Annotated in this window: 22 protein-coding genes and 2 pseudogenes; 16 read left to right on the top strand and 8 right to left on the bottom strand. The window is 62.7% G+C overall.

What is annotated here, in order from left to right:
• The first annotated feature begins 205 nt into the window (after positions 1–205).
• Positions 206–1,387, top strand: coding sequence for a M24 family metallopeptidase (locus NKI05_RS11160; protein WP_023815071.1), 1,182 nt, complete (start codon positions 206–208; stop codon positions 1,385–1,387).
• Positions 1,388–1,434: 47 nt separating this feature from the next.
• On the opposite strand, the pseudogene NKI05_RS11165 reads toward NKI05_RS11160, so the two are convergent.
• The 3 genes and pseudogenes from NKI05_RS11165 to NKI05_RS11175 form a co-directional block, all read right to left on the bottom strand.
• Positions 1,435–1,691 (bottom strand): annotated as a pseudogene (locus tag NKI05_RS11165) (ABC transporter permease); the annotation flags it as partial.
• 93 nt (positions 1,692–1,784) lie between these two features.
• A complete protein-coding gene (locus NKI05_RS11170; protein WP_023690221.1) occupies positions 1,785–3,068 on the bottom strand; it encodes a M23 family metallopeptidase in 1,284 nt (427 codons plus the stop codon).
• 165 nt (positions 3,069–3,233) lie between these two features.
• Positions 3,234–3,701, bottom strand: a complete 468-nt coding sequence (locus NKI05_RS11175) for a peroxiredoxin (protein ID WP_023706427.1) — start codon at positions 3,699–3,701, stop codon at positions 3,234–3,236.
• A 184-nt stretch (positions 3,702–3,885) separates the two neighbouring features.
• On the opposite strand from NKI05_RS11175, the gene NKI05_RS11180 reads away from it, so the two are divergent.
• Positions 3,886–7,272: a YhdP family protein gene (locus NKI05_RS11180; protein WP_352792370.1), complete on the top strand. Its 3,387-nt coding sequence runs from the start codon at positions 3,886–3,888 to the stop codon at positions 7,270–7,272.
• Positions 7,273–7,289: 17 nt separating this feature from the next.
• On the opposite strand, the gene tyrS is transcribed toward NKI05_RS11180, so the two are convergent.
• A complete protein-coding gene (gene tyrS / locus NKI05_RS11185) occupies positions 7,290–8,543 on the bottom strand; it encodes a tyrosine--tRNA ligase (protein ID WP_023669134.1) in 1,254 nt (417 codons plus the stop codon).
• A gap of 254 nt (positions 8,544–8,797) precedes the next feature.
• Here tyrS and NKI05_RS11190 point away from each other — a divergent pair, with 254 nt between their 5' ends.
• The 4 genes from NKI05_RS11190 to NKI05_RS11205 all read left to right on the top strand — a co-directional run bounded on the left by NKI05_RS11190 (position 8,798) and on the right by NKI05_RS11205 (position 12,467).
• Positions 8,798–9,532, top strand: coding sequence for a glycosyltransferase family 2 protein (locus tag NKI05_RS11190; RefSeq protein WP_023694104.1), 735 nt, complete (start codon positions 8,798–8,800; stop codon positions 9,530–9,532).
• Positions 9,525–9,857: a lipid-A-disaccharide synthase N-terminal domain-containing protein gene (locus NKI05_RS11195; protein WP_023669132.1), complete on the top strand. Its 333-nt coding sequence runs from the start codon at positions 9,525–9,527 to the stop codon at positions 9,855–9,857. Before NKI05_RS11190 ends, NKI05_RS11195 begins: the two co-directional genes overlap by 8 nt.
• 39 nt (positions 9,858–9,896) lie before the next feature.
• On the top strand, positions 9,897–11,540 hold the full coding sequence (locus tag NKI05_RS11200; RefSeq protein WP_023815074.1) for an ArnT family glycosyltransferase: 1,644 nt from the start codon (positions 9,897–9,899) through the stop codon (positions 11,538–11,540).
• 66 nt (positions 11,541–11,606) lie between these two features.
• Positions 11,607–12,467: a phosphatase PAP2 family protein gene (locus tag NKI05_RS11205; RefSeq protein ID WP_245261796.1), complete on the top strand. Its 861-nt coding sequence runs from the start codon at positions 11,607–11,609 to the stop codon at positions 12,465–12,467.
• Between the two features lie 38 nt (positions 12,468–12,505).
• Here NKI05_RS11205 and NKI05_RS11210 read toward each other — a convergent pair whose 3' ends face one another.
• On the bottom strand, positions 12,506–13,153 hold the full coding sequence (locus NKI05_RS11210; RefSeq protein WP_023690215.1) for an FMN-binding negative transcriptional regulator: 648 nt from the start codon (positions 13,151–13,153) through the stop codon (positions 12,506–12,508).
• Positions 13,154–13,365: 212 nt separating this feature from the next.
• Positions 13,366–14,040: an alpha/beta hydrolase gene (locus NKI05_RS11215; protein ID WP_023816515.1), complete on the bottom strand. Its 675-nt coding sequence runs from the start codon at positions 14,038–14,040 to the stop codon at positions 13,366–13,368.
• 256 nt (positions 14,041–14,296) lie between these two features.
• On the opposite strand from NKI05_RS11215, the gene NKI05_RS11220 reads away from it, so the two are divergent.
• The 9 genes from NKI05_RS11220 to sufA all read left to right on the top strand — a co-directional run bounded on the left by NKI05_RS11220 (position 14,297) and on the right by sufA (position 22,257).
• Positions 14,297–15,460, top strand: a complete 1,164-nt coding sequence (locus NKI05_RS11220) for a cysteine desulfurase family protein (protein WP_023816516.1) — start codon at positions 14,297–14,299, stop codon at positions 15,458–15,460.
• 188 nt (positions 15,461–15,648) lie between these two features.
• Positions 15,649–17,166, top strand: coding sequence for a Fe-S cluster assembly protein SufB (sufB, locus tag NKI05_RS11225; protein ID WP_352792371.1), 1,518 nt, complete (start codon positions 15,649–15,651; stop codon positions 17,164–17,166).
• A gap of 306 nt (positions 17,167–17,472) precedes the next feature.
• Positions 17,473–17,637, top strand: coding sequence for a hypothetical protein (locus NKI05_RS11230; RefSeq protein WP_156033695.1), 165 nt, complete (start codon positions 17,473–17,475; stop codon positions 17,635–17,637).
• 4 nt (positions 17,638–17,641) lie between these two features.
• On the top strand, positions 17,642–17,929 hold the full coding sequence (locus NKI05_RS11235; protein ID WP_155929798.1) for a hypothetical protein: 288 nt from the start codon (positions 17,642–17,644) through the stop codon (positions 17,927–17,929).
• Positions 17,922–18,677, top strand: coding sequence for a Fe-S cluster assembly ATPase SufC (gene sufC, locus NKI05_RS11240; RefSeq protein WP_023684862.1), 756 nt, complete (start codon positions 17,922–17,924; stop codon positions 18,675–18,677). Before NKI05_RS11235 ends, sufC begins: the two co-directional genes overlap by 8 nt.
• Before the next feature lie 43 nt (positions 18,678–18,720).
• On the top strand, positions 18,721–19,989 hold the full coding sequence (gene sufD / locus NKI05_RS11245) for a Fe-S cluster assembly protein SufD (protein WP_023684863.1): 1,269 nt from the start codon (positions 18,721–18,723) through the stop codon (positions 19,987–19,989).
• 132 nt (positions 19,990–20,121) lie between these two features.
• Positions 20,122–21,363: a cysteine desulfurase gene (locus tag NKI05_RS11250; protein ID WP_023684864.1), complete on the top strand. Its 1,242-nt coding sequence runs from the start codon at positions 20,122–20,124 to the stop codon at positions 21,361–21,363.
• A 21-nt stretch (positions 21,364–21,384) separates the two neighbouring features.
• Positions 21,385–21,771 carry an SUF system Fe-S cluster assembly protein gene (locus NKI05_RS11255; protein WP_023684865.1) on the top strand — a complete coding sequence of 129 codons (387 nt, stop codon included), beginning with the start codon at positions 21,385–21,387 and terminating at the stop codon, positions 21,769–21,771.
• Between the two features lie 105 nt (positions 21,772–21,876).
• Complete coding sequence (gene sufA / locus NKI05_RS11260) at positions 21,877–22,257, top strand: Fe-S cluster assembly scaffold SufA (protein WP_013532156.1); 381 nt, start codon at positions 21,877–21,879, stop codon at positions 22,255–22,257.
• Between the two features lie 86 nt (positions 22,258–22,343).
• Here sufA and NKI05_RS11265 read toward each other — a convergent pair whose 3' ends face one another.
• The gene (locus tag NKI05_RS11265; protein WP_023706439.1) at positions 22,344–22,841 is read right to left on the bottom strand and encodes a GFA family protein; all 498 of its coding nucleotides are present in this window, start codon (positions 22,839–22,841) and stop codon (positions 22,344–22,346) included.
• An 83-nt stretch (positions 22,842–22,924) separates the two neighbouring features.
• Here NKI05_RS11265 and NKI05_RS11270 point away from each other — a divergent pair.
• Positions 22,925–23,249: pseudogene (locus NKI05_RS11270) on the top strand (TfoX/Sxy family protein).
• Positions 23,250–23,452: 203 nt separating this feature from the next.
• On the opposite strand, the gene NKI05_RS11275 reads toward NKI05_RS11270, so the two are convergent.
• A complete protein-coding gene (locus tag NKI05_RS11275; protein ID WP_023684866.1) occupies positions 23,453–24,370 on the bottom strand; it encodes a pseudouridine-5'-phosphate glycosidase in 918 nt (305 codons plus the stop codon).
• Positions 24,371–24,432: the final 62 nt, after the last annotated feature.

Genomic DNA, 24,432 nt, shown 5'->3' on the forward strand with positions numbered 1-24,432 from the left:
GCCCTTTAGGAAGGCTAAGACTTGCACAGGCAATTTATTCAGTCAAATGGAATTCAAAAATAATTCGGAATGGTTCCCAGACGCGGTGCAGGACCTGTCCCATGCGCCGCGCTGGCCGATTGCAGCCGGGCTGAAACCACCGCAATGGTGAATGACGTCAGGCGGGCGCGGGGCTCGCCCGACCAGTGATCCAGCAGGAAAACCGATGATCGAATTGCCTTTTGCGCGCGATGAGTACCAGCGGCGGCTCAAGAAGATCCGCGCCGAGATGGCGGCGCGTGGGCTGGAACTGCTGGTCGTCAACGATGTCGCCAACCAGCATTACATCACCGGCTATGACGGCTGGTCGTTCTACACGCCGCAGATCGTGCTTGTCCCGATCGAAAACGAGGCCGAGCCGGTCTGGATCGGCCGCGCCATGGATGCGGCAGGCGGCTTGCTGACGGCCTGGATGAAGCCGGAGAATGTGGTCGGCTTCCCCGAGGACCACGTGCAGCGCGCCGATCGCCATCCGATGGACTGGATAGCGGCCTGCATCGTCGCCAAGGGCTGGGGCGCGAGACATATCGGCATCGAGCTCGAAGCCTATTATTTCTCACCGAAGGCGCATGCCCGGCTCGTCGCCGGCCTGCCCAATGCGAAATGGCACGACGCCGATCTGCTGGTGAACTGGATCCGCGCCGTCAAATCCGCGCCCGAAATTGCTTATCTGCGCAAGGCGTCGACACTTGCCGAATCGGCGGTTTCGCGGGCCTTCGAAGTCATCGCGCCAGGCGTGCGCGAATGCGATGCGATTGCCGCGATCCAGGCGGCGCAGATTGCCGGCAGTCCAGACTTCGCCGGCGACATCACGGCACTGCCGCCGACCATCCTCGGCGGCGAGAATGCATCGGCTCCGCACATCATGTGGAGCGATCGGCGCTTCGGCAAGGACGAAACGATTGCGCTCGAACTTGCCGGTGTCTGCCGCCGCTATGCCGCAGGCCTCGCCCGAACGATGCAGCTCGGCAAGACGCCGGCCCGTGTCGCCGACACCGCAAAGGCGGTGATCGAAGGCATGGATGCGGTGCTCGACGCGGTCAGACCGGGGACCACAGCCGAAGCGGTCGAGGCCGCTTGGCGCAAGGTTATCCAACGCTACGGACTGAAGAAGGAATCGCGCATCGGCTATTCCATCGGCGTCGCCTATCCCCCGGATTGGGGCGAGCACACGATCAGCCTGCGGCCCGGCGACAAGACCGCGCTGCAACCCGGCAACGTCCTGCACTCCATTCTTGGCATGTGGATGGATGGCTGGGGCATCGAGATCAGCGAGACCATTCTGGTGACCGAGACCGGCCATGAGACGCTGACCAAATTCCCGCGAGACATCCACGTCAAATCGTGACCGGTCAGCCACGACGGACGCCACCGCGACCCGCCTGACGCATCTGCTCAATATTGGATCGTCCGGCGCTCGATCAGCACCACAAGACAAAACAGGACGATCGACAGGCCCGATGACAGCACATCGCCGCGTAGAGGCGGTCCGACTGGTAGTTGAAGGACGCCTGGACGATCAGCGCGCCAAGTCCTTGGTCGGAGCCGATCCATTCGCCGACAATGGCGCCGATCACGGCGGTGGCCGAGGCAATCCTCAGCGATGAGAACAGCATCGGCAAAGCGCGCGGCAGCCGCAGGCTCCAGAACGTGACGCCGGAGCACGCGATGTCGGATTGCCAAACAACAGGATGGTACAACGGGTGAAGGAGGCGGGGGCGTGCAACCAGCCGCCTGGCTTGACCCTACAGATACTGCTCGACCTTCTTGCCGACGGTCAGGAAGCGCAGCGGGTCGATGGCCTCGCCATTGTGGCGGACTTCGTAGTGCAGGTGCGGGCCGGTCGAACGGCCGCTGCTGCCGGTTTTGCCAATGATGTCGCCGGCTGCGAGTTTTTGGCCGACGGCAACGTCGATCTCGCTCAGATGGCCGTAGCGCGTGGCAAAGCCGTTGCCGTGATCGACCTCGACCATGCGGCCATAGCCGCCGTTCCAGCCGGCCTTGGTAACGATTCCGGCCGCCGTGACCTTGGCTGCCATGCCGACCGGCGCGCGGAAATCCATGCCCGAGTGCAGGGCAGCGGTGCCGAGGATGGGGTCAGTGCGCACGCCGAACGGGCTGGTGACGGAGTGGCCCGGCGCCGGGTTGGCGAGCGGCAGCCGCCGCGCCTCTTTCTTCAACTGGTCGAGCGTATCCAGCGCCTCGTCCAGTTCCTTGACCTTGCTGTCGAACATCATCGAGCTGTCAAGCGGGATCAGCGGTCCGCCGACATCGCTTTCGTTTTTGCCGAAATCACTGTCGACCGGCAGACCGGCCGCTTCCAGCGCCTGGGTGATGGCATCGGCGTTCTTGTAGGCGTTGTCGGCCAGGGTTTCGATGCGGGTGAGTTGCTGGCTTTCGATAGCCTTCAGTGAATCATTGATCGAGACGAACAATTTGTCGGCACGGTCCGCAGCCGTTTCGCTGGGCAGCGGATCGGAACGTGTCGACCACAGCGAGAATGGCCTGGTGTCGCCCGAACCAAGGCTGGCGACCGAATAGGCGAGTGGCTCGCCGCCAGTCAGTTCGGCATGTTCGTCGGGTTTTGTTGTCGCTGCGGCATCAGCGGTTGGCGGCGTCCCGACCTCGTTTTCGGCCCGCTCGAGAATCGGGCCGAGGCGGCCATGGCGCTGGCTGAGCTGGCTCTGCCGCTCGATCAATTCGCTGACCTTGGTCTCCATCAGTTTCTGGTCGAGAAGCTGGCGGCTGGTGATGCGGTCGACCTGCGCGCGAAGCGCCGAGATGCGATCCTCATAGGCCTGCTGCATGCGCGCCTGCCGGGCCGTGGTGGCGCCGATCAGATCGTCGCGCAGCACGAGATAGGAGGTCGCCAAGAGATAGCCGATGGCGATCGCCGCCAGTGCCGAGCCGAGAAAGGCGACGAGCCACGGCCGGATGGTGAAATGTCGTATTTCATTGCCCCGCGCAATGATGACCGTATGCGGCTCCTTGCGCCTGCCGAAGACCGCTGACTGACCGGTTAGGTTCACGGGACCAAGCTTTCGTTACGACACCAACGAAGCCCGATTACACATTATTAGGGTTAACAAAGTTTTGCCGTTCGCGGGCGCGCTAGTGACCAACGGTGTCAGCCAACCGCATATATGTCTTATGCCCCTAATGCACTGCGCGGCGTTGGCCAGATCGGTGGCGCCTCAGAGCGCGCGGACCGCCTCCAGCACTGCTTCGGCATGGCCTTTCACCCGGACCTTGCGCCAGATCCCGGCGATCCGCCCGTCCTTGCCGATCAGGAACGTCGCCCGCTCGACGCCCATATAGTTGCGGCCATACATCGTCTTTTCGACCCACAGATTGTAAGCCTCGATCACCTTGCGCTCCTCGTCGGCAACCAGGTCGACGGTGAGATCGTATTTGGTTTTGAACTTGTCGTGCTTCTTCACGCTGTCCGGCGACAGGCCGATCACCACGGCGCCGGCCTTTTCGAACTCCGGCTTCAGCTGCGAAAAGCTGATCGCCTCATTGGTACAACTTGTGGTGTCGTCCTGCGGATAGAAATAAAGTACAACGGGCTTCCCCCGCATCGAGGCAAGGCTGATCGAGCCGCCGCCGTCGCGCGGAAGATCGAATTGCGGCGCAACGTCGCCAACGTCGAGATCAGCCATATCGATGCCCTTGTTTGAGGTTACGCGGCCCTAAATCAAAGAGATAGAGCATGATGTCTGGACAAACGGAAACCGTTTGTCCGAGAAAACCGCCTCACACTTTTCGGCATCATGCTCTAGCCTGCGTCGTTATAGTGTCGGGCGGGGATTCGTCCACGATCGAATTCGCACAACGGAAAATTGCGTGGATCAGGAAGAACCGCAGCACGAGAAAATCCGGTTCAGGCGTGACGAGATCACCGACCTGGGGGCTTTCCCGTCCGCTTGCCGCGTGCCGCCGCTCGGCAAGGCACGGATCGGCCGCGGCTTTCGCATCCTTGCCCGGCTGTTTGCCGGCACTGGAGCCCTTGTGCTGCTGGCGGCGGCCGCCGTCTACGTCATCGGCGCCACCGGCATCGGCAGCGAACGGCTGCGGTTGGAAGCCGAAACGGCGATCGAGAAACTGGCCGGTTTCGACGTCAAAGTCGCCGTCGGTCCTGCCAGCCTGACACTTGACGGATCGAGCTTCATTGCGCTGCAGGTCAAGGATGTCAGCGTCGAGACGGCCGACGGCAAGCCGATGGCCGATGCCGGGCGCGTCCGCTTCGGCATCCGGCTGGTCCCGCTGCTTTCGGGCGAGGTTCGGCTGACCAGCGCCAGGATTTCCGACGCCCATATCGTCACCGCGGCAATGCCGTCGGGTGGTGACTGGATAGCGCGCCTGCGCAATCAAGACGGTCTCATCGATCCGGAAAAACTGGCCGCCGTCGTCTTCAGTGACGTCAATCGTGCACTCGATGCCGTGCGCGAGGATTCGATGCGCCGCATCGATCTCAAAAATGTCGCGTTCGAGCTGCCCGAGGCCGGATCGGTCAAGCTGGTCACGATCGCCAACGCCACGGTGCTGCAGTCAGGCCCCGGCAGCATGGAGTTCTCGTCCGAGGCGGATGTCGATGGCCGCGCGCTCACCGTCACGGCCACCGCCACCCGCGATACGAGCTCGATGCGCGTTACCGCCTTGAACGCCGCCATCGACATGGCGGATGTCGCGGAGACAACGCCGGCGGCCGGCGGGCGAACCGGCGCGATGGCTTTGAAGCTCACGGGATCCGAAGGCTCGGGCGAGACCGATTCGCGGCTGACGGGCTCGCTGTCGCTAACCGGCTCGGTGCTCGACCTCGGCACACGCGGGCTGTTGCCGGCCGATGTCGATGTCGACGCCGCCCTTGTCTCCGGCTCCAACAAGATCGATGTCGGCAGGCTGGTTCTAAAGACCGGGCGCTCGGCGTTCAATTTCGCCGGCTCGATCGGGCCAAAGCCGTCGACCGGCGCGGCCGGCGAGGAGCCTTCCTATCGTTACGACCTGACCAGCGACGGCTCGACGCTGGCGCCTTCGGAATCGCCCGAGCCGGCGCTGAATTTCTTCGCCCGCATCGCCGGCGTCTATCAGATCAAGAGCCGCAAGCTTGTCGCCGACCAGATCGGCATCAGGTCGGGATCGGGGGGCGAAGTGCTGGGAACCGCTGCGGTTTCCTTCATCGACAACGGACCGCCGGGTATCTCGGTGTCGCTCAACGTCCACGACATGGCGGTCTCGCACGTCAAGCAATTGTGGCCCTGGTTCTCGGCCAAGAACGCGCGGCTGTGGGTGCTGCAGAACCTGTTTGGCGGCCGCGTCGTCGATGCCAGCCTGCAGTTCCAGGTCGTGCCGGGGCGTCTCGGCAACGGCGTGCCGCTTTCGGCCGACGAGGTGTTCGGCCGCTTCCAGGTCGAGGGCTCGCGTTTCGACACCGCCGGCCGCATCCCGCCGATACGCGATGCCGTCGGCGTCGTTTCCTTCCACGGCAACGATGTCGACGTCGCGCTGTCCTCGGGCAGCGTCTATATGCCGAGCGGCCGCACCGTGGCGGCAAGCAATGGCACACTGTCGGTAAAGGCGGCAAACCACCCGCCGGTGATCGGCGCGCTCGACATCGACGTCGCCGGCGAGGCGCCGGCCATCGCCGAACTTGCCTCCTACGAACCGATCAACGCCATGCGCCATGTCGGCATCTTGCCGGACGACCTGTCGGGCACGGTGACCGGCCACGTCAAGGCCGACATTCCGTTGCAATCCGGCGTCGACACGTCGAAGCTCGATTGGCTGGTATCGCTCGACTACAAGGACCTGTCGCTCGCCAAGCCGTTCGAAGGCCAGATGGTGACCGATGCCGACGGCTCGATCGAAGTCGGGCCCGGCAAGGCGGTGATCTCTGCCAAGGCGCGGCTGAACGGCATTCCAGCCGAGCTCGATCTGGTCGAGCCGCTCAGGGATGGCGGGCCGCCGCGCAGCCGCAAGGTGGCGCTTGTGCTCGACGACAAGACGCGCGCCATCGCCATGCCTGGCCTGTCGCCGCTGATTTCCGGCACCATCAAGGTGACAATCGACAAGAGCGGCGAAGGCGGCAGCCAGAACGTCGACGTTGACCTGACGAGCGCCAGGCTGGACATTCCCTGGGCAGGCTGGAGCAAGGGGCCGGGCATTGCCGCCAATGCCACTTTTACCATGAGCAAGTCCGGCGATACCACGACGCTGTCCGACTTCGACCTCGACGGAAAGAGCTTTTCGGTCGAAGGCGATGTCGTCCTGGTCAAGGGCGCGCTGTCTTCGGCCCGCTTCAGCAAAGTCGCCTTGAACCGGGGCGACGATGTCGCCGTGACGGTGAAGCGGTCGGGCAAGGGCTTCGCAGTCGATGTCAGCGGCAACGCGCTCGATGCCCGCTCGCTGATCAAGCAGTTCACCTCCGATGTCGATACCGCCACCAAAACCACCGGCACGGACGCGGTTTCGGTTAGCGCCGACGTCAATTCGCTAAGCGGGTTCCATGACGAGGTCCTGTCCAATTTGAAGCTCGACTACAGTGCCGCCGGCTCCAGGGTGAACAGGCTCAAGGTCAGCGCCGCGGCAAGTTCCGGCGCCGCCATCACCATCAGCAATACGGCAGGCAATGGTGCTCGCGCGCTCACCATGAAGTCGGCCGACGCAGGCGCCATATTGCGCTTCCTCAACATCTACGAGCATATGGAAGGCGGATCGATCACGCTGGCGCTCAGCGGCGCAGCCGACGGCCCGATGCGGGGACAGGTCGATTCGAGCAACTTCTTCATCGTCAATGAACCGAAGCTTGCGTCCATCGTATCGACTACGCCAGCCGGCGACAGCCGCAGCCTGAACGAAGCGGTCAAGGGCAAGATCGACACTTCGCGGGTAAAGTTCGAGCGCGGCTTTACCGAGATCGACAAGGGGTCGGGCTATTTGAAATTGGCGAATGGCGTGCTGCGCGGCCCGCGCATCGGCACCACCTTCCAAGGCACGCTCTACGACCAGAACAACAATATGGACATGACCGGAACCTTCATGCCGGCCTATGGCCTCAACCGCATCTTCGGCGAGTTGCCGTTGGTCGGCGTTCTGCTCGGCAACGGCCGCGACCGAGGCCTGATCGGCGTCACCTACCGGCTTAAGGGCAACGCCAACAAGCCGGTGCTGGACATCAACCCGCTATCGGTAATCGCGCCGGGCATTTTCCGGTCGATCTTCGAGTATCGCTGAGGATCCCAGAAGACGGCTCAGGCAGGCCGCACAAGCACGTGCTTTTTCTTGCCCACTGAAAGCTTTGCGACGTTTTCCGGACTCAAATCCTGAGGCGTCACCATCCGCCGGTCGTCCGCCACCGGCTGGTCGTTGAGGCGCACGGCGCCGCCCTGGATATGCCGGCGCGCCTCGCCGTTCGACCCGGCAAGGCCCGCGGTGACCAGCAGCGACAGGATGCCGATGCCAGCTTCCAGCGCTGCGCCATCCACCTCGACGCTCGGCAGGGTTTCGGCCGTCACGCCTTCCTCGAACGTCTTGCGCGCGGTTTCCTCGGCCGCGAGCGCCGCCTCGCGGCCGTGCACGATGGCCGTGGTTTCTGTGGCCAGCACCTTCTTGGCCTCGTTGATCTCCGAGCCGCCAAGGGCGGCCAACCGCGCGATCTCCGAAAGCGGCAGCCGGGTGAAGATCTTCAGGAAGCGCTCGACGTCGGCATCCTCGGTGTTGCGCCAGTATTGCCAGAAATCATAGGGCGAGAAGAGGTCGCCGTTCAGCCACACCGCGCCCTTGGCCGATTTGCCCATCTTGGCGCCCGACGATGTCGTCAGCAGCGGCGTGGTCAGCGCATAAAGCTGCGGCGTGCCCATGCGGTGGCCGAGATCGACGCCGTTGATGATGTTGCCCCACTGGTCCGAACCGCCCATCTGCAGCCGGCAGTCGTGGCGGCGGCTGAGCTCGACGAAATCATAGCCTTGCAGGATCATGTAGTTGAATTCGAGGAAGGACAGCGACTGTTCGCGCTCGAGCCGCAGCCTGACGCTGTCGAAGGTCAGCATCCGGTTGACCGAAAAGTGGCGGCCGACATCGCGCAGGAACTCGACATAGTTGAGCTTCATCAGCCAGTCGGCATTGTTGACCATGATGGCGTCGTTGCCAGTGTCGCCGAAGCGCAGGATGCGGCCAAAAATTCGCTTGATGCCCTCGATGTTGGTGGCGATCGCCTCGGGCGTCAAAAGGCTGCGCTGGTCGTCACGGAAGGACGGGTCGCCGATCATCGAGGTGCCGCCGCCCATCAGTGCGATCGGCCGGTGGCCGGTCTCCTGCATCCAGTAGAGCATGGTCGCCGATATCAGATTGCCGATGTGCAGGCTGGTCGCCGTGGCGTCGTAGCCGACATAGGCGGTCACGGTTTCCTTCGCGAAAAGTTGATCCAGCCCGGTCTCATCCGAAATCTGGTGGATGAAGCCGCGCTCGCTCATGACGCGCAGGAAATCGGACTTGAAGGCGGGCATTGTTTCTTCCTGAAAGCGCCGGGTCCGAACGGCCCGGCATGGCCTGAACGCGGGCGTTTAGCATCCAAGCGCGTCAAGCAAAAGTGGTTTCCGATTTTGCGCCGGCATGGACAGCCTATTCTGCACTGCCGCGCATGCTTGCTTCATCCTGTCGGCTGGCGTAATGAGGCGCCGCGCCAACGGGTTCGATCCGCTGGAACGGCACCGCACGGCATCCACCGAATGCCATATCTTGTGACAGAGCCCGACGCGATATGCCGGACGCATTGATATCCATCGTCATTCCCTGCCGCAACGAGGCGGCGAACCTGCCGCTGCTGATCGACGAGATCGAGGCGGCGATGACCGGGCGCGACTTCGAAATCATCGTCGTCAATGACGGTTCGACTGACGACACCGCTTCGGTGCTTGCCGCTGAAGCCGCCACACGGCCGTTTCCGCTTCGGCAGCTTCGGCACGAAAAATCCGCCGGCCAGTCGCTTTCGGTGCGCTCGGGCGCCTGGGCGGCGCGCGGCTCGATAATCGCCACCATCGACGGCGACGGCCAGAACGACCCGCAATATATCCCCGTGCTGGTCGATGCGCTGCGTCGGGCAGGGCCCGATTTCGGCGCCGCGCAGGGGCAGCGGTTGAAGCGCCGCGACAGCAAGATCAAGCAATTGGCATCGCGTTTCGCCAACTGGCTGCGCGGCGCGATCCTGCATGACGACACCCGCGACACTGGCTGCGGCTTAAAGGCGATCCACACCGATATCTTGCGCAAACTGCCGTTTTTCGACGGTACGCATCGTTTCGTTCCGGCGCTTGTCATCCAGGAAGGCTACCGCGTCGTCCATTGCGACGTCGTCGACCGCTCCCGCCGCCACGGCAAGTCGAATTACGGCATCTTCGATCGCGGCCTGCAGGGCGCGCTCGATCTCGCCGGCGTCTGGTGGCTTCGGCGCCGGCGCCGCAGAATGCCAAAGGTAGAGGAAATCACGCATGGCTAACGTGTTTCAGGAATTGGCGACCTGGCTGCACCAGGTTTTCGTCAAGCAGTTCGACGCCTGGGTTCTGCTCGGCTTCGTTGCCCAGTTCTTCTTCACCATGCGCTTCCTGGTGCAGTGGATCGCTTCGGAAAAGGCCAAGCGCAGCGTCGTGCCGATCGCTTTCTGGTTCTTCTCGCTGTTCGGCGGCGGGCTGCTGCTGGTCTACGCCATCCAGCGTGAGGATCCGGTTTTCATCGCCGGCCAGGCCATGGGCATGGTGATCTATGTCAGAAATTTATGGCTCATCGCCAATGAGCGCAAGGCGGCGATGACCAAGGTCGACTGAGCCACCAGTCCCGCCGAATTCAGTCTGTCCGGTGTCGAAATGAGCAGGAACTACATCTTTCTCTTCCTGTTCAGCCTGATGATGACGGCGTCGGGACTGGCCTCTATGCCGCCGCTCGACCGCGACGAGCCGCGCTTCGTCCAGGCGACCAAGCAGATGACGGAGACCGGCGACTATGTCGACATCCGCTTCCAGGACGCGTCGCGCTACCAGAAGCCGATCGGCATCTACTGGCTGCAATCGGCGGCGGTGACGCTGAGCGGCCAGGGGGCACAGGCGCCGATCTGGATCTACCGGCTGGTCTCGGCGCTGGGCATCGCCATCGCCGTCGTCGCAATCGCCTGGACCGGGGCCAATCTGTTCGGCGCCAATGCCGGTCTTGCCGCCGGCCTGGTCATGGCGGCGATTTTCGCCACCGCCTTCGAAGGCCGCGACGCCAAGACCGACGCGATGCTGCTTGCCTGCTGCGTTCTGGCGCAAGGCGCGCTGGCGCAGATTTATCTGGCATCGCGCCGCGACGAGCCGGTCGCCGGCCATCTGCCGTGGATTTTCTGGGCTGCGCAGGGGGCGGCGATCCTCATCAAGGGGCCGATTGCACCGCTGCTATCGGCGCTGACGGTGCTCACGCTGGTTGCTTTCGAGCGCGACTGGCGCTGGCTGGCGAGGCTGAAAGCCGGGCGTGGGCTGATTCTGGTGCTGTTGATCGTGCTGCCTTGGCTCGCCCTCATCACCTGGAAGAGCAACGGCGCCTTCCTGCAGCAGGCCGTCGGCAAGGATATGCTCGGCAAGGTCGCGCAAGGCGAGGAGTCGCACGGCGTTCCGCCGGGCTTCTACGTGCTGACCTATTGCCTGTTCATGTGGCCGTTCGGCCTTGTGGCGCTCGGCGCTGGACTGCAGGCGCTCAACCGATTGCGCGACGATCCGCGCCTGCGTTTCTGCCTCGCCTGGTACGTTCCGTTCTGGCTCGTCTTCGAATTGATCCCGACGAAACTGCCGCATTATGTGCTGCCGGCCTATCCCGGCATGGCCCTGCTCATCGGCTGGCTTTTGACGCTGACGCCGCAAGAGGCAAATGCGCCGCTCAGGCGCTGGCAGACATGGCTGTGGTGGGCGACCGCATTCGGCACCGTTCTGGTGACAGTCGGTCTCGCCGTGCTTTGCGTCGGTGCGCCGATCTATCTCATGAAGACATTTTTATGGTGGAGCGTTCCGGCCGCCGCGGCAGCATTGGGCGCCGGCTACCTCGCTGTTTCGCGCCAGACGCTGGTGCCGCTGGTCCGCATCGGCGGGGCTGCGGTTTGCGCCGGTATAACCTACGCCCTGCTGTTCGGTGTCATCGTGCCGTCACTGAAACCGATTTGGATGAGCCGGGAAATCGAGGCTGCGGTTCGCGCCGATCGTCCCTGTGAGATGAGCGTGCTCGCCTCCGCGCAATATCACGAACCGAGCCTGGTATTTCTGGTGGGCACAAAGACGGTACTGACCGATGTCGACGGGGTTGCGCAACATCTGCTTGGCGATCCGGCCTGCGCGCTGGGCCTGGCGCCGGTCGGCGACGAAAAACGGCTGGATGACCTGCTGGCGGGGCAAGGCAAGAAGGCCAGCCGCGTCGCCGAGATCGACGGCATCAACTATTCGTCAGGTGATAAACTGTCGCTCGGCCTGTACCGTGTGGCGAACTGACACCTCTTCAATGATCGCGCCGAGATCCGCATGTTGATGAAGTCGCCATCACCGGCGCGTGCCGCTATGCCTGCCATGCTCCGGCAGTCTGTCGCCAATTTCCGCGATACTTTCGGGATTGTACGGCATCGCCTGGCGACGCGCCCGGCGCGCTACCCGAAAATCCTGTGGTCGGTCTGGGTCGTGGCCTGGCTTTTGCTGACGATCGCGGTGTCGCTCCGTTTCGACCATCTTGCAGGGACCATGGCGAGGGAGTGGGCTTCAGGCTCGACCAATGTCTTCCGCATCGCCGCGTTTTTTACCTTCTTCGGCCTCGGCGGCTGGTATCTTGTCCCGTCGGTACTGGTGCTGATTGCGGCGAATCTGACGGATTGGCGCAGCCTTTCCCGGCGCGCGCGGATGACCTTCTACAACTGGACCTGCTTTGCTTTCATGGTGCTGGGTTCGATCGGGCTCTCGGCCATGGTCGTCAACGCGCTGAAATATGGCGTGGGCAGAGCCAGGCCGATGAATTTCGACAAGCTCGGCGATCTGTCGCTGCATCCTTTTTCCATCGAGGCGCGCTTTGCCAGCTTCCCGTCCGGCCATGCCACGACCATGGGTGTCATTTTCGGCATTGCGCTGCTGTTGTTGCCCCAGCGTAGATGGGTGCTGCTGGCTGCAACCTTGTCGGTCGCATCGACCCGAATCTTTATCGGCGCGCACTATCCGAGCGACACTGTCGCCGGATTCGGCCTTGGCTGTGCTGTTGCCATCGTCTGCGCGATGGTGCTTGGCCGGCTGGGATGTATCTTCCGCTACACGGCGTCGGGGTTGCCGGTGGCAAAAACTACGTTCCGCCTATTCCGTCGGGCTCGCAAACCAAACCAAAACGATGCGCCGAGACAGACGAATTTCGGCATTGGAGCAGCGCCGGCAAGCAACTGAATTGCTGACGCCTTTGGAACCATCTAAGACCACCCCAGCTAGCTGTCGATGCCACCCCAACTCCGCACCAGCCGAGCCATGTCAGGCGCGCTGGCGGCTTCCTTCTCCAGCCCTTCGGCGACACCGACGCGGTCGGCGACAGGCCGGTTCTGGCTGACTTTCCACTTGCCGCTGATTTCGGCGATCTCGATCTCAAGCCCGACAATGCCCTTGATTTGCGACTGGATGAAGGTCGGCGGCGCATCGGTCACCGCCCAGGGTGCCTCGCGGGCGCCTTCCTGCGACAGCGTCAGTTCGGTGATCTGCTGTGCGATCCAGGCGGAATCCTCGATCACTCTGACGGTTCCTCGCACCTGGACAATGGCGTAGTTCCAGGTCGGCACGACCTTGCCGGTCTCGCGCTTGGTCTCGTACCAGGACGGCGTCACATAGGCGTCGGCGCCCTGGAAGACGACCAGCACCGGCGATGTCGGATTGTCGGCCAGCTGACGCCATTGCGGGTTGGCCCTGGCCAGATGGGCGCGCAGCCGGCCATTCGGCCCAACCTCTGCATCAAGCAGGAAAGGAATGGCATTGGCGACCGGGCCATCGGTGCCGTTGGAGATCAGCAACCCCAGCGGATGCGTCCGGATCAGCCCGTGCAGGACGTCCGGCCGCGTTTCCTGGAAATGGGGAGGCTGGTACATGATCGGTCATGCCTTCTTGCGCTGGCTAAACCGGCATTGTGCACCGTTCAGCCGAGCCGCGCCACATGTCAGGCTGGCTTCACCGTTTGGATCAGCCGAAATGGCATTGTCGCGCCCATGATGGGCACGACTGTGACGGCATCGGACCGAGAGTTTTTGTTTTGACGCAATTCCGGACGGAAAACCCGTTTACACTTTTCCTGGAATTGCTCTTAGCGCAGCCGCTTCGGCCGCGGATCGGACAATTCGCCGGCCAGCCGTCGGTCGAGATAGTCGGCGCATTCCTCGAGCAGCAGATCGGCGTAGTTGGCGAAGAAGTGGTTGGCGCCTGGCAAGGTCTTCTGCGTGATGGTGATGCCCTTTTGCGTGTGCAGCTTGTCGACCAGGCCCTGCACATCCTTGGGCGGCGCCACCTTGTCGGCATCGCCATGGATGATCAGACCCGATGACGGGCAGGGCGCCAGGAACGAGAAATCATAGGTGTTGGGCTGCGGCGCGATCGAGATGAAGCCCTCGATCTCGGGCCGGCGCATCAGAAGCTGCATGCCGATCCAGGAGCCGAAGGAATAACCGGCCACCCAGCAGCTCTTGGAATCCGGATGCAGCGACTGCACCCAGTCGAGCGCTGCGGCGGCATCCGACAATTCGCCGGTGCCGTGGTCGAATTCGCCCTGGCTGCGGCCGATGCCGCGGAAGTTGAAGCGAAGCGTGGTGAAATCGCGCTTCTGGAACATGTAGAAGAGGTCATAGACGATCTTGTTGTTCATCGTGCCGCCGAATTGCGGATGCGGATGCAACACGATGGCAATCGGCGCGCTCTTCTCCTTGGAAGGTTGGTAGCGGCCCTCCAGGCGGCCGGCCGGACCGGTGAAAATGACCTCAGGCATGAACTACTCCAAATGGCATACGAATGCGCGGCGCCCGGAACAACTCTTTACTCTAGCCCCAGCCCTTCCGGGCCTTGACGCAGGGCAAGCGTCTTCTTAGAAGCTAGTTTAGAATTGTTCAAAACTGGATAGCCAGCCGTGACGGCCCGGCCATCCTCGCCGCAAGCCGCGTAAATAGGACGTCTTGCCTTGCAATTTCAAGGAAATAACGCGCTATCCTTGCGGAAAGGGTCTTGACGGGATCGATTGGGTGAAAATGGCCGCAGCACGCGCCTATCTCGACTACAATGCCAGCGCGCCGCTCATTGCCGAGGCGCGCGAGGCGATGATTGCCGCGCTCGATCTCGTCGCCAATCCGTCGTCGGTGCATGCCGAGGGGCGCGCGGCGCGGCGCCTGATCGACACTGCCCGGCGCGATGTGGCGGCACTTGTCGGCGCCAAGGCCGAGCATGTCGTCTTCACCTCCGGCGCGACGGAAGCCGCATCGACGCTGCTGACACCGGATTGGCGGATGGGCCGTGGCACGGTGCGCATGAGCCGGCTCTATGTCTGCGAGGCCGACCACCCTTGCCTGTTGAACGGCGGCCGCTTCCCGGCAACACAGGTTTCGCGGATCGGCGTCGACGCCGATGGCATCGCTGACCTCGCTCAGCTGACAGCCGCTCTGGCCGCGCATGACAAGGCCGAAGGCCTGCCGTTGGTCGCGATCCATGCGGCCAACAACGAGACCGGCGTCATCCAGCCGATTGATCGCATCGCCGCGATCGTCAAGGCGGCGGGCGGCATTCTGGTGGTCGACGCGGTGCAGGCTGCGGGCCGTGTTCCCATCGATATGTCAGCGGCTTACGCCGACTATTTGATTCTGTCTTCGCACAAGATCGGCGGCCCCAAGGGTGTCGGCGCCGTCGTTGCGGCAGCCGATCTGATGATGCCGAAGCCGCTGATCAATGGCGGCGGCCAGGAAAAGGGCCATCGCGGCGGCACCGAAAACCTTGCGGCCATCGCCGGCTTTGGCGCCGCGGCGCGGCAGGCTTTGGCTGGACTGAAAGACGTCGAAGCGATCGCGCAACGCCGCGGCGAGGTCGAGAAAACACTCAAAACGCTGGTGCCGGACACAGAAATCTTCGGAACCGGCGCGCCAAGGCTTGCCAATACGACATTCTTCGCTATTCCCGGCATCAAGGCCGAGACGGCGCAGATCGCTTTCGATCTGGCTGGCGTTGCGCTGTCGGCGGGATCGGCCTGTTCGTCGGGCAAGGTCGGGCCGAGCCATGTGCTGAAAGCCATGGGTTACGGCGACAGCCTCGGCGCTTTGCGCGTGTCCATCGGCCACGCAACGAGTGCCGGGGATATCGAACTGTTCCGTGCTGCGCTGGCTGGTATTGCCCAGCGCCGGGCGGCCAGGGAACAAGCCGCCTGAGGCGGCGACAAAGAATTCGGGCCCTCGCGGCCTGGTAGAGCCGTGCGTTTGCAAGTGGCCGGGTGAATTCCCGGCCGAGACGCACTATATGAAACTTACGCCGCCTTCGGCGCCTCATGGGCAGCCCTCGGCGATGCCATAGTTTGAAAACTGTCGGGCCTTGACCCCGGCGTGGATGGAGAACGCTTATGCCTGCTGTGCAGGACACGATCGATCGGGTCCGAAAGATCGACGTCGACCAGTACAAATACGGATTCCAGACAGAGATCGCGATGGACAAGGCCCCCAAGGGCCTGAGCGAAGACATTATTCGCTTCATCTCGGCCAAGAAGGATGAACCGTCCTGGATGCTGGAATGGCGTCTGGAAGCCTATCGGCGCTGGCTGACGCTGGAAGAGCCGACCTGGGCGCGCGTCCATTATCCGAAGATCGATTTTCAGGACGTCTATTACTACGCGGCGCCCAAGAGCACGCCCGGCCCGACCTCGCTGAGCGACGTCGATCCCGAGCTGTTGAAGGTCTACGAGAAGCTCGGCATTCCGCTGCGGGAACAAGAAATCCTCGCCGGCGTGCAGAAGACCGACGTCTCCGATCTCGAGGAGCCCAGCGACAACGTCTACAAATCGGGCCGTGTCGCGGTCGACGCGGTGTTCGATTCCGTTTCCGTCGTCACCACGTTCAAGAAGGAGCTGGCGCAGGCCGGCGTCATCTTCTGCTCGATCTCGGAGGCCATCCGCGAGCATCCGGAGCTGGTCCAGAAATATCTCGGCTCGGTCGTGCCGACCTCCGACAATTTCTACGCCACGCTGAATTCGGCTGTCTTCACCGATGGCTCGTTCGTCTTCGTGCCCAAGGGCGTGCGCTGCCCGATGGAGCTGTCGACCTATTTCCGCATGAACGAGAAGAACACCGGCCAGTTCGAGCGCACGCTGATCATCGCCGAGGAGGGGGCTTACGTCTCCTATCTCGAAGGCTGCACGGCGCCGCAGCGCGACGAGAACCAGCTGCATGCCGCCGTCGTCGAACTGGTGGCGCTCGACGATGCCGAGATCAAATATTCGACGGTGCAGAACTGGTACCCCGGCGATGCCGAGGGCAAGGGCGGCATCTACAATTTCGTCACCAAGCGCGGCGACTGCCGCGGCCACCGTTCGAAGATCTCGTGGACACAGGTCGAGACCGGTTCGGCGATCACCTGGAAATATCCGAGCTGCATCCTGCGCGGCGACGATTCCTCCGGCGAGTTCTATTCGATCGCCGTGTCGAACGGCTACCAGCAGGTCGATAGCGGCACCAAGATGATCCATCTCGGCAAGAACACGTCGAGCCGCATCATCTCCAAGGGCATTGCCGCCGGCTTCTCGCAGAACACCTATCGCGGCCAGGTCTCGGCGCATCGCAAGGCGACCAACGCCCGCAACTTCACCAATTGCGATAGTCTCCTGATCGGCGACCAGTGCGGCGCCCACACCGTGCCCTACATGGAAGCCAAGAATTCGACGGCGCAGTTCGAGCACGAAGCGACGACGTCGAAGATTTCCGAGGACCAGAAATTCTACGTCATGCAGCGCGGCATTCCCGAGGAAGAGGCGATCGCGCTGATCGTCAACGGCTTCGTCAAGGATGTTATCCAGCAGCTGCCGATGGAGTTCGCGGTCGAAGCGCAGAAGCTTATCGGCATCAGCCTTGAGGGTAGCGTGGGGTGACAAGGGCGCGCAAACGCGAATCCGTGGAAAAACATGTCTATCTGCGGGATCGAGTGGATAACTGGGAAGCGGGCCTGGGCCTTGCGTTCTGGTTTTGCGCGATAGGGATAGTGCTGCTCGGCGCGGCCTACTCGCCGGATGGCTTTTGGCGAGGACTTTGGCAAGCCCTGACGCAGATGTAGAATAACCGGGCGTAGGCGCTCGGATAGGCAATGCGATGGACACTGGAAGGATAGCGACCCGCCAAGCGTTCAGGACCGTGCACAAGGCATGGGATTGAAACTGAACGTTTGAAAGGAAGTTGAAATGATGGATACGGTTCCGATCGTTTTTTACGCTTTGGTGTGCGGCGCGCTCTGCGCTGTCGCGCCCTCTATCCAGTCGACGCCGCGCCGGATGGCGGCGGGCGCCGTGACCGGGCTGGTCTCGGCAATTATACTGCCGTTTCTGCGCCACTTGGTTGATGGCTGAAGAGATGACCATGACGCTGTCTCGCGACGAGATCTGGTTTGCGGTTCGCTGGCGGCGGCTGTGGGCGGTTCGTCGCGAGGGCAACATCGCCACGATGAAATACGCCGCGGCCGCAGTAGCCTCGGCCCTGGTAGGCGCCGTTTTGGCGGCGTTCGTCCATCCGATGGTCGGCCTTGCGGTTTTCGCGGTGGGGTTCGGCCTGTCCTTCTGGCGGTTCAAAACCCTGCAGCGCCGGCACACCGATTACACAGTCACCTACGACGATTATTTCAGAGAAAAGAACAATGCTTGAGATCAAGAACCTGCATGCCCGCATCGTCGATGACGGCACCGAGATCATCCGCGGCCTGAACCTGACGGTGAAAAACGGCGAGGTCGCCGCCATCATGGGCCCGAACGGCTCGGGCAAATCGACGCTGTCCTATATCCTCGCCGGCCGCGAGGACTATGAGGTCACCGAAGGCGATATCCTCTATAATGGCCAGTCGATCCTCGAAATGGATCCGGCCGAGCGCGCCACCGCGGGCATCTTCCTCGCCTTCCAGTATCCGATGGAGATACCTGGTGTCGCGACCATGGAGTTCCTGAAGGTGGCGATGAACGAGCAGCGCAAGGCGCGCGGCGAGGAGCCGCTAAAAATTCCGGAATTTTTGAAGCGGGTGAAAGAGGCGGCAGCCTCGCTCTCGATGGACATGGCGATGCTGAAGCGGCCGCTCAATGTCGGCTTTTCCGGCGGCGAGAAGAAGCGGGCCGAGATCCTGCAGATGAAGCTGCTGGAGCCAAAGCTCTGCGTGCTCGACGAGACCGATTCAGGCCTAGACATCGATGCGCTGAAGATCGTCTCGGACGGCGTCAACGCGCTGCGTTCGCCCGACCGTGCCATCATCGTCATCACCCACTACCAGCGCCTGCTCGAGCACATCGTGCCCGATAGCGTGCACGTCCTATACAAGGGCCAGGTGATCAAGTCCGGCGACAAGTCGCTGGCGCTCGATCTCGAAGCCAATGGCTATGCCGGCGTGATCGGCGAAGCCGCGTGAGACGCCAGAAGGCCATTTTATGCTGAAAGGCGGGGCAAAACTGATGAATATGCATACACAACCCCAGCGCACGCAGGCCGAAACGGCGCTGATCGACGCCTTTGGCGAGCGTCTGTCGTTGCTGCCGGGTGACGGCGCGGTGATGCTGAAGCGCGACGACGCCATTGAGGCAATCAAGCACGGGCTGCCGACGCGGCGCATCGAATCCTGGCATTACACTGACCTGCGCCGGCTGTTGACTGCGGTGCCGGCGTTCGATCCGACGGCCGCCGCTAAGGGGCTGGCGCCCATCGTCGAAGGTTCCGCCGTGCTGGCAGTTCTAAACGGCGTCTCGAGTGCGAAATTCCCTGCCATCGAAGGCGTGACCGTCCAGCGCCTGTCGGAAAAGCTGACCGACGGCTCGATTGCGCCCGGCCTCGACCCCTATGGCAGCGATGACGCCATCGGCGCGCTGAACACTGCTTTCGTCGCCGACGGCTATTTCGTCGACATCGCCGATGGCGCAGCACTGGAGAAGCCGATCGAATTGCAGAACCTGCAAGCCGGCGGACAGACCCATGTGCGCTTTCCCGTGCGTGTCGGCGCCGGCGCCAAGGCTGCGATCGTCGAGCGTCAGGCGGGCGAGGGCGCGGCTCTGGCCAGCTCCGTCAGCCAGCTGGTGTTGGGCGAGGGCGCCGAGGTGACCTGGCTGATCATCCAGGAACAGCCGGAAACGGCCACCCATCTGGCGCAGTTCAAGGCGCATCTCGGCAAGAATTCGAAGCTGACGCTGTTCTTCATGAATGCCGGCGGCAAGCTTGTGCGCCAGGAGATCGTGGTGAAGACCACGGGCGAAGGCGCCGACTTCAAACTGCGCGGCATCAACCTGCTCGCCGGCGACACCCACACCGACGTGACCATGGTGCTCGACCATGCCGTGCCGCATACGACATCGACGGAAGTGATCCGCAATGTCGTGACCGGCAAGGCGCGCGGCGTCTTCCAGGGCCGCATCAACGTCCACCAATACGCGCAGAAGACCAACGCCAAGATGGCCTGCAACACGCTGCTTTTGTCGGATGATGGCGAGTTCTCGACCAAGCCGGAGCTGGAAATCTTCGCCGACGACGTCATCTGCGGCCACGGCGCGACCGTTACCGAGATCGACCACAACCATCTGTTCTACCTGATGGCTCGCGGCATCGACGAGAAGAGCGCCCGTGGCCTGCTGGTCAAGGCGTTCGTCGCCGAAGTGATCGAGGAACTGGACGACGAAACCATCGTCGAGGCCCTGGAAACAAGGCTGGACGACTGGTTCGTGGCGCATGGGTAGCGCCTCCCCTTCTCCCCTTGTGGGTCCGAAGGACGGGCGAGGCAAGTGACACGCCCCGGGCGGTGGCCGAGCGAAGCTCGGTCGGGTGAGGGGTGCGTGACGAAGTGAGGCGGTGCCTCAAGAGAGCTTGTAATGGACCAGAAGATCGAAACAACCCCATACGACGTCGAGGCGATCCGCCGCGACTTCCCGATCCTGTCGCGCGAAGTCTACGGCAAACCGCTGGTCTATCTCGACAATGGCGCCTCGGCGCAGAAGCCGCAGGTGGTGCTGGATACGATCCAGCACGCCTATTCCCAGGAATACGCCAACGTGCATCGCGGCCTGCATTTCCTGTCGAATGCCGCAACCGACGCTTATGAGAAGGCACGCGAGACGGTGCGCCGTTTCCTCAATGCGCCAAGCACCGACAACATCGTCTTCACCTCGAACACGACCGCGGCGATCAACACCGTGGCTTACGGCTATGGCATGCCCAATATCGGCGCGGGCGACGAGATCGTGCTGTCGATCATGGAGCACCACTCCAACATCGTGCCGTGGCATTTCATCCGGGAGCGGCAGGGCGCCAAGCTGGTCTGGGTGCCGGTCGACGATCTCGGCATCTTCCACATCGAGGAATTCGAAAAGCGGCTGACCGACAAGACCAAGCTCGTCGCCATCACGCATATGTCGAACGCGCTGGGCACGGTAACCCCGATCAAGGAGATCGTGCGCATCGCGCATTCGCGTGGAATTCCCGTACTTGTCGACGGCAGCCAGAGCGCCGTGCACATGCCGATCGACGTCCAGGACCTCGATTGCGATTTCTTCGTCTTCACCGGCCACAAGGTCTACGGGCCCTCCGGCATCGGCGTGCTCTACGGCAAGAAGGACATTCTGCAGGGCATGCGCCCCTTCATGGGCGGCGGCGAAATGATCGAGGAGGTGACTGAAGACATCGTCACCTACAACGAGCCGCCGCACCGCTTCGAGGCCGGCACGCCGCCGATCGTGCAGGCGATTGGCCTGGGTGCAGCATTGGAATACATGGAAAAGGTTGGCCGCGAGCGCATTGCCGCCCATGAGGCCGATCTCAAGACCTATGCGCATGAACGGCTGCGCGCCATCAACTCGCTGCGCATCTTCGGCGACGCGCCGGACAAGGGCGCCATCATTTCCTTCGAATTGCAGGGCATTCATGCCCATGACGTGTCGATGGTGATAGACAGGCAAGGTGTTGCCGTCCGCGCGGGCACCCATTGCGCCCAGCCGCTGTTGAAACGCTTTGGCGTAACCTCCACATGCAGGGCATCGTTCGGCATGTATAATACCAGGGCCGAAGTCGACGCTTTGGCCGATGCGCTGGAAAAAGCGCGCAAGTTCTTCGGGTGACAGGTTCTTTGGATGACGACCATGGATGATGCGAGCCACACCACCGCGCCGGAAGCGGCCGTCAATCCGGTGGTTTCCGCCTCGGCAATTCCCGCCGACGAGCTGGCGCGGCTGACCGACGACATCGTCTCGGCGCTGAAGACGGTCTATGACCCGGAAATACCGGCCGACATCTATGAGCTCGGCCTCATCTACAAGATCGACATCGAGGACAACCGCGCGGTCAAGATCGACATGACGCTGACCGCGCCCGGCTGTCCGGTGGCCGGCGAAATGCCAGGCTGGGTGGAAAACGCCGTCGGCGCCGTCGAAGGCGTCTCCGGCGTCGAGGTCAACATGACCTTCGACCCGCCCTGGTCGCCCGACCGCATGTCGGAAGAGGCGCAGGTGGCGGTGGGCTGGTACTAGGTTGACTGAGGTTGGTGCACTTGCACCAGTGGTAAAACTTCACCATTTTAGGTGAGGAATCATTCGGCAGGCCTTGAACCTGCATGGAATGGAAGAGGAAAAAGAATGGGACGCTTCGCCGTCATCACGATGACCGAAAAGGCAGCCGACCGGGTGCGCGAGATCGTCGCTACGCGCGACAATGCGCATGGCATTCGCCTCGGCATCAAGAAGGGCGGCTGCGCCGGCATGGAATACACGGTCGACTTGGTGACCGAGCCCAACACCAAGGACGACCATATCGAGCGCGACGGCGCGCATGTCTATGTCGCGCCCGAGGCTGCGCTTTTCCTGTTCGGCACCGAGATGGATTTCGAGCAGACGACGCTGCGCACCGGCTTCACCTTCCACAACCCGAACCAGAGTTCGGCCTGCGGCTGCGGCGAATCCGTCGAACTCAAGCCCGCCGACCTGAAGGCGCTGGCTGAGGCGCGCGCTTCGGCCTGATCTTCCTTCTCCCCATGAACGGGAAGAAGGTGTCACGAAGTGCGGATGAGGGGCAGCGCCAACCATCGGAAGTCGCGCTCCGAGCCTCACTTCACCCACATCTTCGTCCGTTTATGCCAGTCGGCGATGGATTCCTCGGGATAGACGTCGAACGCCTTGTCCTTTTTGCCGATCACCGGCTCGACCCAACTCGCCTTGTATTTCAACATCAGATGCACCTTCTCCGGCGGCTTCGGCAACTCGCTGTCGATTGCCGAGGCGAAGGGGTGGACCAGGTCCGGCCATGTCGGATCGTAGAGCCAGAGCGCCGAACCGCACTTCTTGCAGAAATTGCGCTCGCCCGTCGAAATCTCACACTTTGGATGCTCGTCGTCCGCGATCTCGGCCTGGTAGACGCCGAGATTGCGCTTGCCCTTGATTTTCAGCGTCTTGTAATCGGCGCCGAGATTGATGGCGAAGCCGCCGCCGCCCTGCTGCTTGCGGCAGATCGAGCAGTAGCACAGCATGAACGGCACCGGCGTGTTGCTCTCCACCTCGAAATGGACGGCATCGCAGCGGCAGGATCCCTTGAGCAGCAGCGGCATGACAAAACTCCGACGGATGGCTCTCAACTTGCCAGCTTGGTTTTTGGTTGCAGCCATGGCAAGCCCGGTGACATGATTGCGGCATGGACAATGAACGCATCGAAGAGCTGTTCGAAGGCCTCGGCCCGGTCAGTATCCGAAAACTGTTCGGCGGCAAGGGTATCTATTTCGACGGCTTCATCGTCGCCATCGTGCTGCGCGGCGAATTGCTGCTCAAGGCTGACGAGCAAAGCGCGCCCCGATTTCGAAGCCGCCGGCTGCAAGCAATGGACCTATACCGGCACCCGCCACGGCAAGCTGGTCGCGATGCCGTACTGGAGCATTCCCGACGACGCGTTTGATGATCCTGACGAGATGAGGGTGTGGGCGCGCCGGGCGTATGAGGCGGGGCGGCGGGCGGGGAAGTGAACCGGGACCGTCGCGTTTCTTCCCACCCCCCTCTGTCCTGCCGGACATCTCCCCCGCAAGGGGGGAGATCAGTTGTCACATTGGCCTTCGCCAATCACCATCGTTGAAAATGGGAGCCTGCGGCTAAGCTGTTAATCTCCCTCCTTGCGGGGGAGATGGCCGGCAGGCCAGAGGGGGGTGCTGTCCCGCCGACGTAGGCGATCCTACAGCGCCTTGGCAATCCTCGCCGCCAGCCGCGCATTGTTCTCGACCAGCGCGATGTTGGTCTTCAAGCTCCGGCCGCCGGTCAGTTCGAGGATTTTGCCCAACAGGAACGGCGTCACCGCCTTTCCGGTCACATTCTGCACTTCCGCCGCCTTCTGCGCGGCCTCGATATAGCCGGCCATCTCGTCGGCCGGGATTTCATCGTCCTGCGGCACCGGGTTGGCGATCAGCGTGCCGCCGACCAGGCCAAGTGCCGCCCTGGTCTTGTAGAAATGCGCGATCTCTTCCGGTCTGTGCAGGGTCAGCGGCGCGCGGAACGGCGAATGCCGCGACCAGAAGGCCGGCATCGTCTCGCAGCCATGGCCAATCACCGGCACGCCGCGCGTCTCCAGCACTTCCAGGGTCTTTTCGATGTCGAGGATCGCCTTGGCGCCGGCCGAGACGACGATGACCGGGGTGCGCGCCAACTCGTCGAGATCGGCCGAGATGTCGAAGCTTTTTTCCGCGCCCTTGTGGACGCCGCCAATGCCGCCGGTGGCGAACACCTTTATCCCGACCATGTCGGCCGCGATCATGGTGGCGGCGACCGTGGTGCCGCCGGTGCGGCCTTGCGCCACCGCAAAGCCGAGATCGGCGCGCGACAGCTTCATGGCGTCGCCGGTCATCGCCAGCGACTCGCGCTCGCCGTCGGAAAGCCCGATCTTGATGCGGCCGGCGACCACGGCGATCGTCGCCGGCACCGCGCCATTGTCCAGGATTATCTTTTCGACATTGGCGGCCATGGCGCCATTGTCGGGGTAAGGCATGCCATGGGTGATGATGGTGCTTTCCAGCGCCACGACGGGGCGGCCAGCGGCGAGCGCCTCGGCCACGGGCGCGTGGAGGTCGATGAAGGGGCGGGCGCTTTGCGGTGTCATGATGGTCTCCGATCCGGAGATCCGCGCGTCCGCTTGGACGTCGCGCTCCGGCAATGGCAATT

Origin of the sequence: Mesorhizobium sp. M0771 (assembly GCF_040320155.1) — a bacterium.
Classification (GTDB): Bacteria; Pseudomonadota; Alphaproteobacteria; order Rhizobiales; family Rhizobiaceae; genus Mesorhizobium.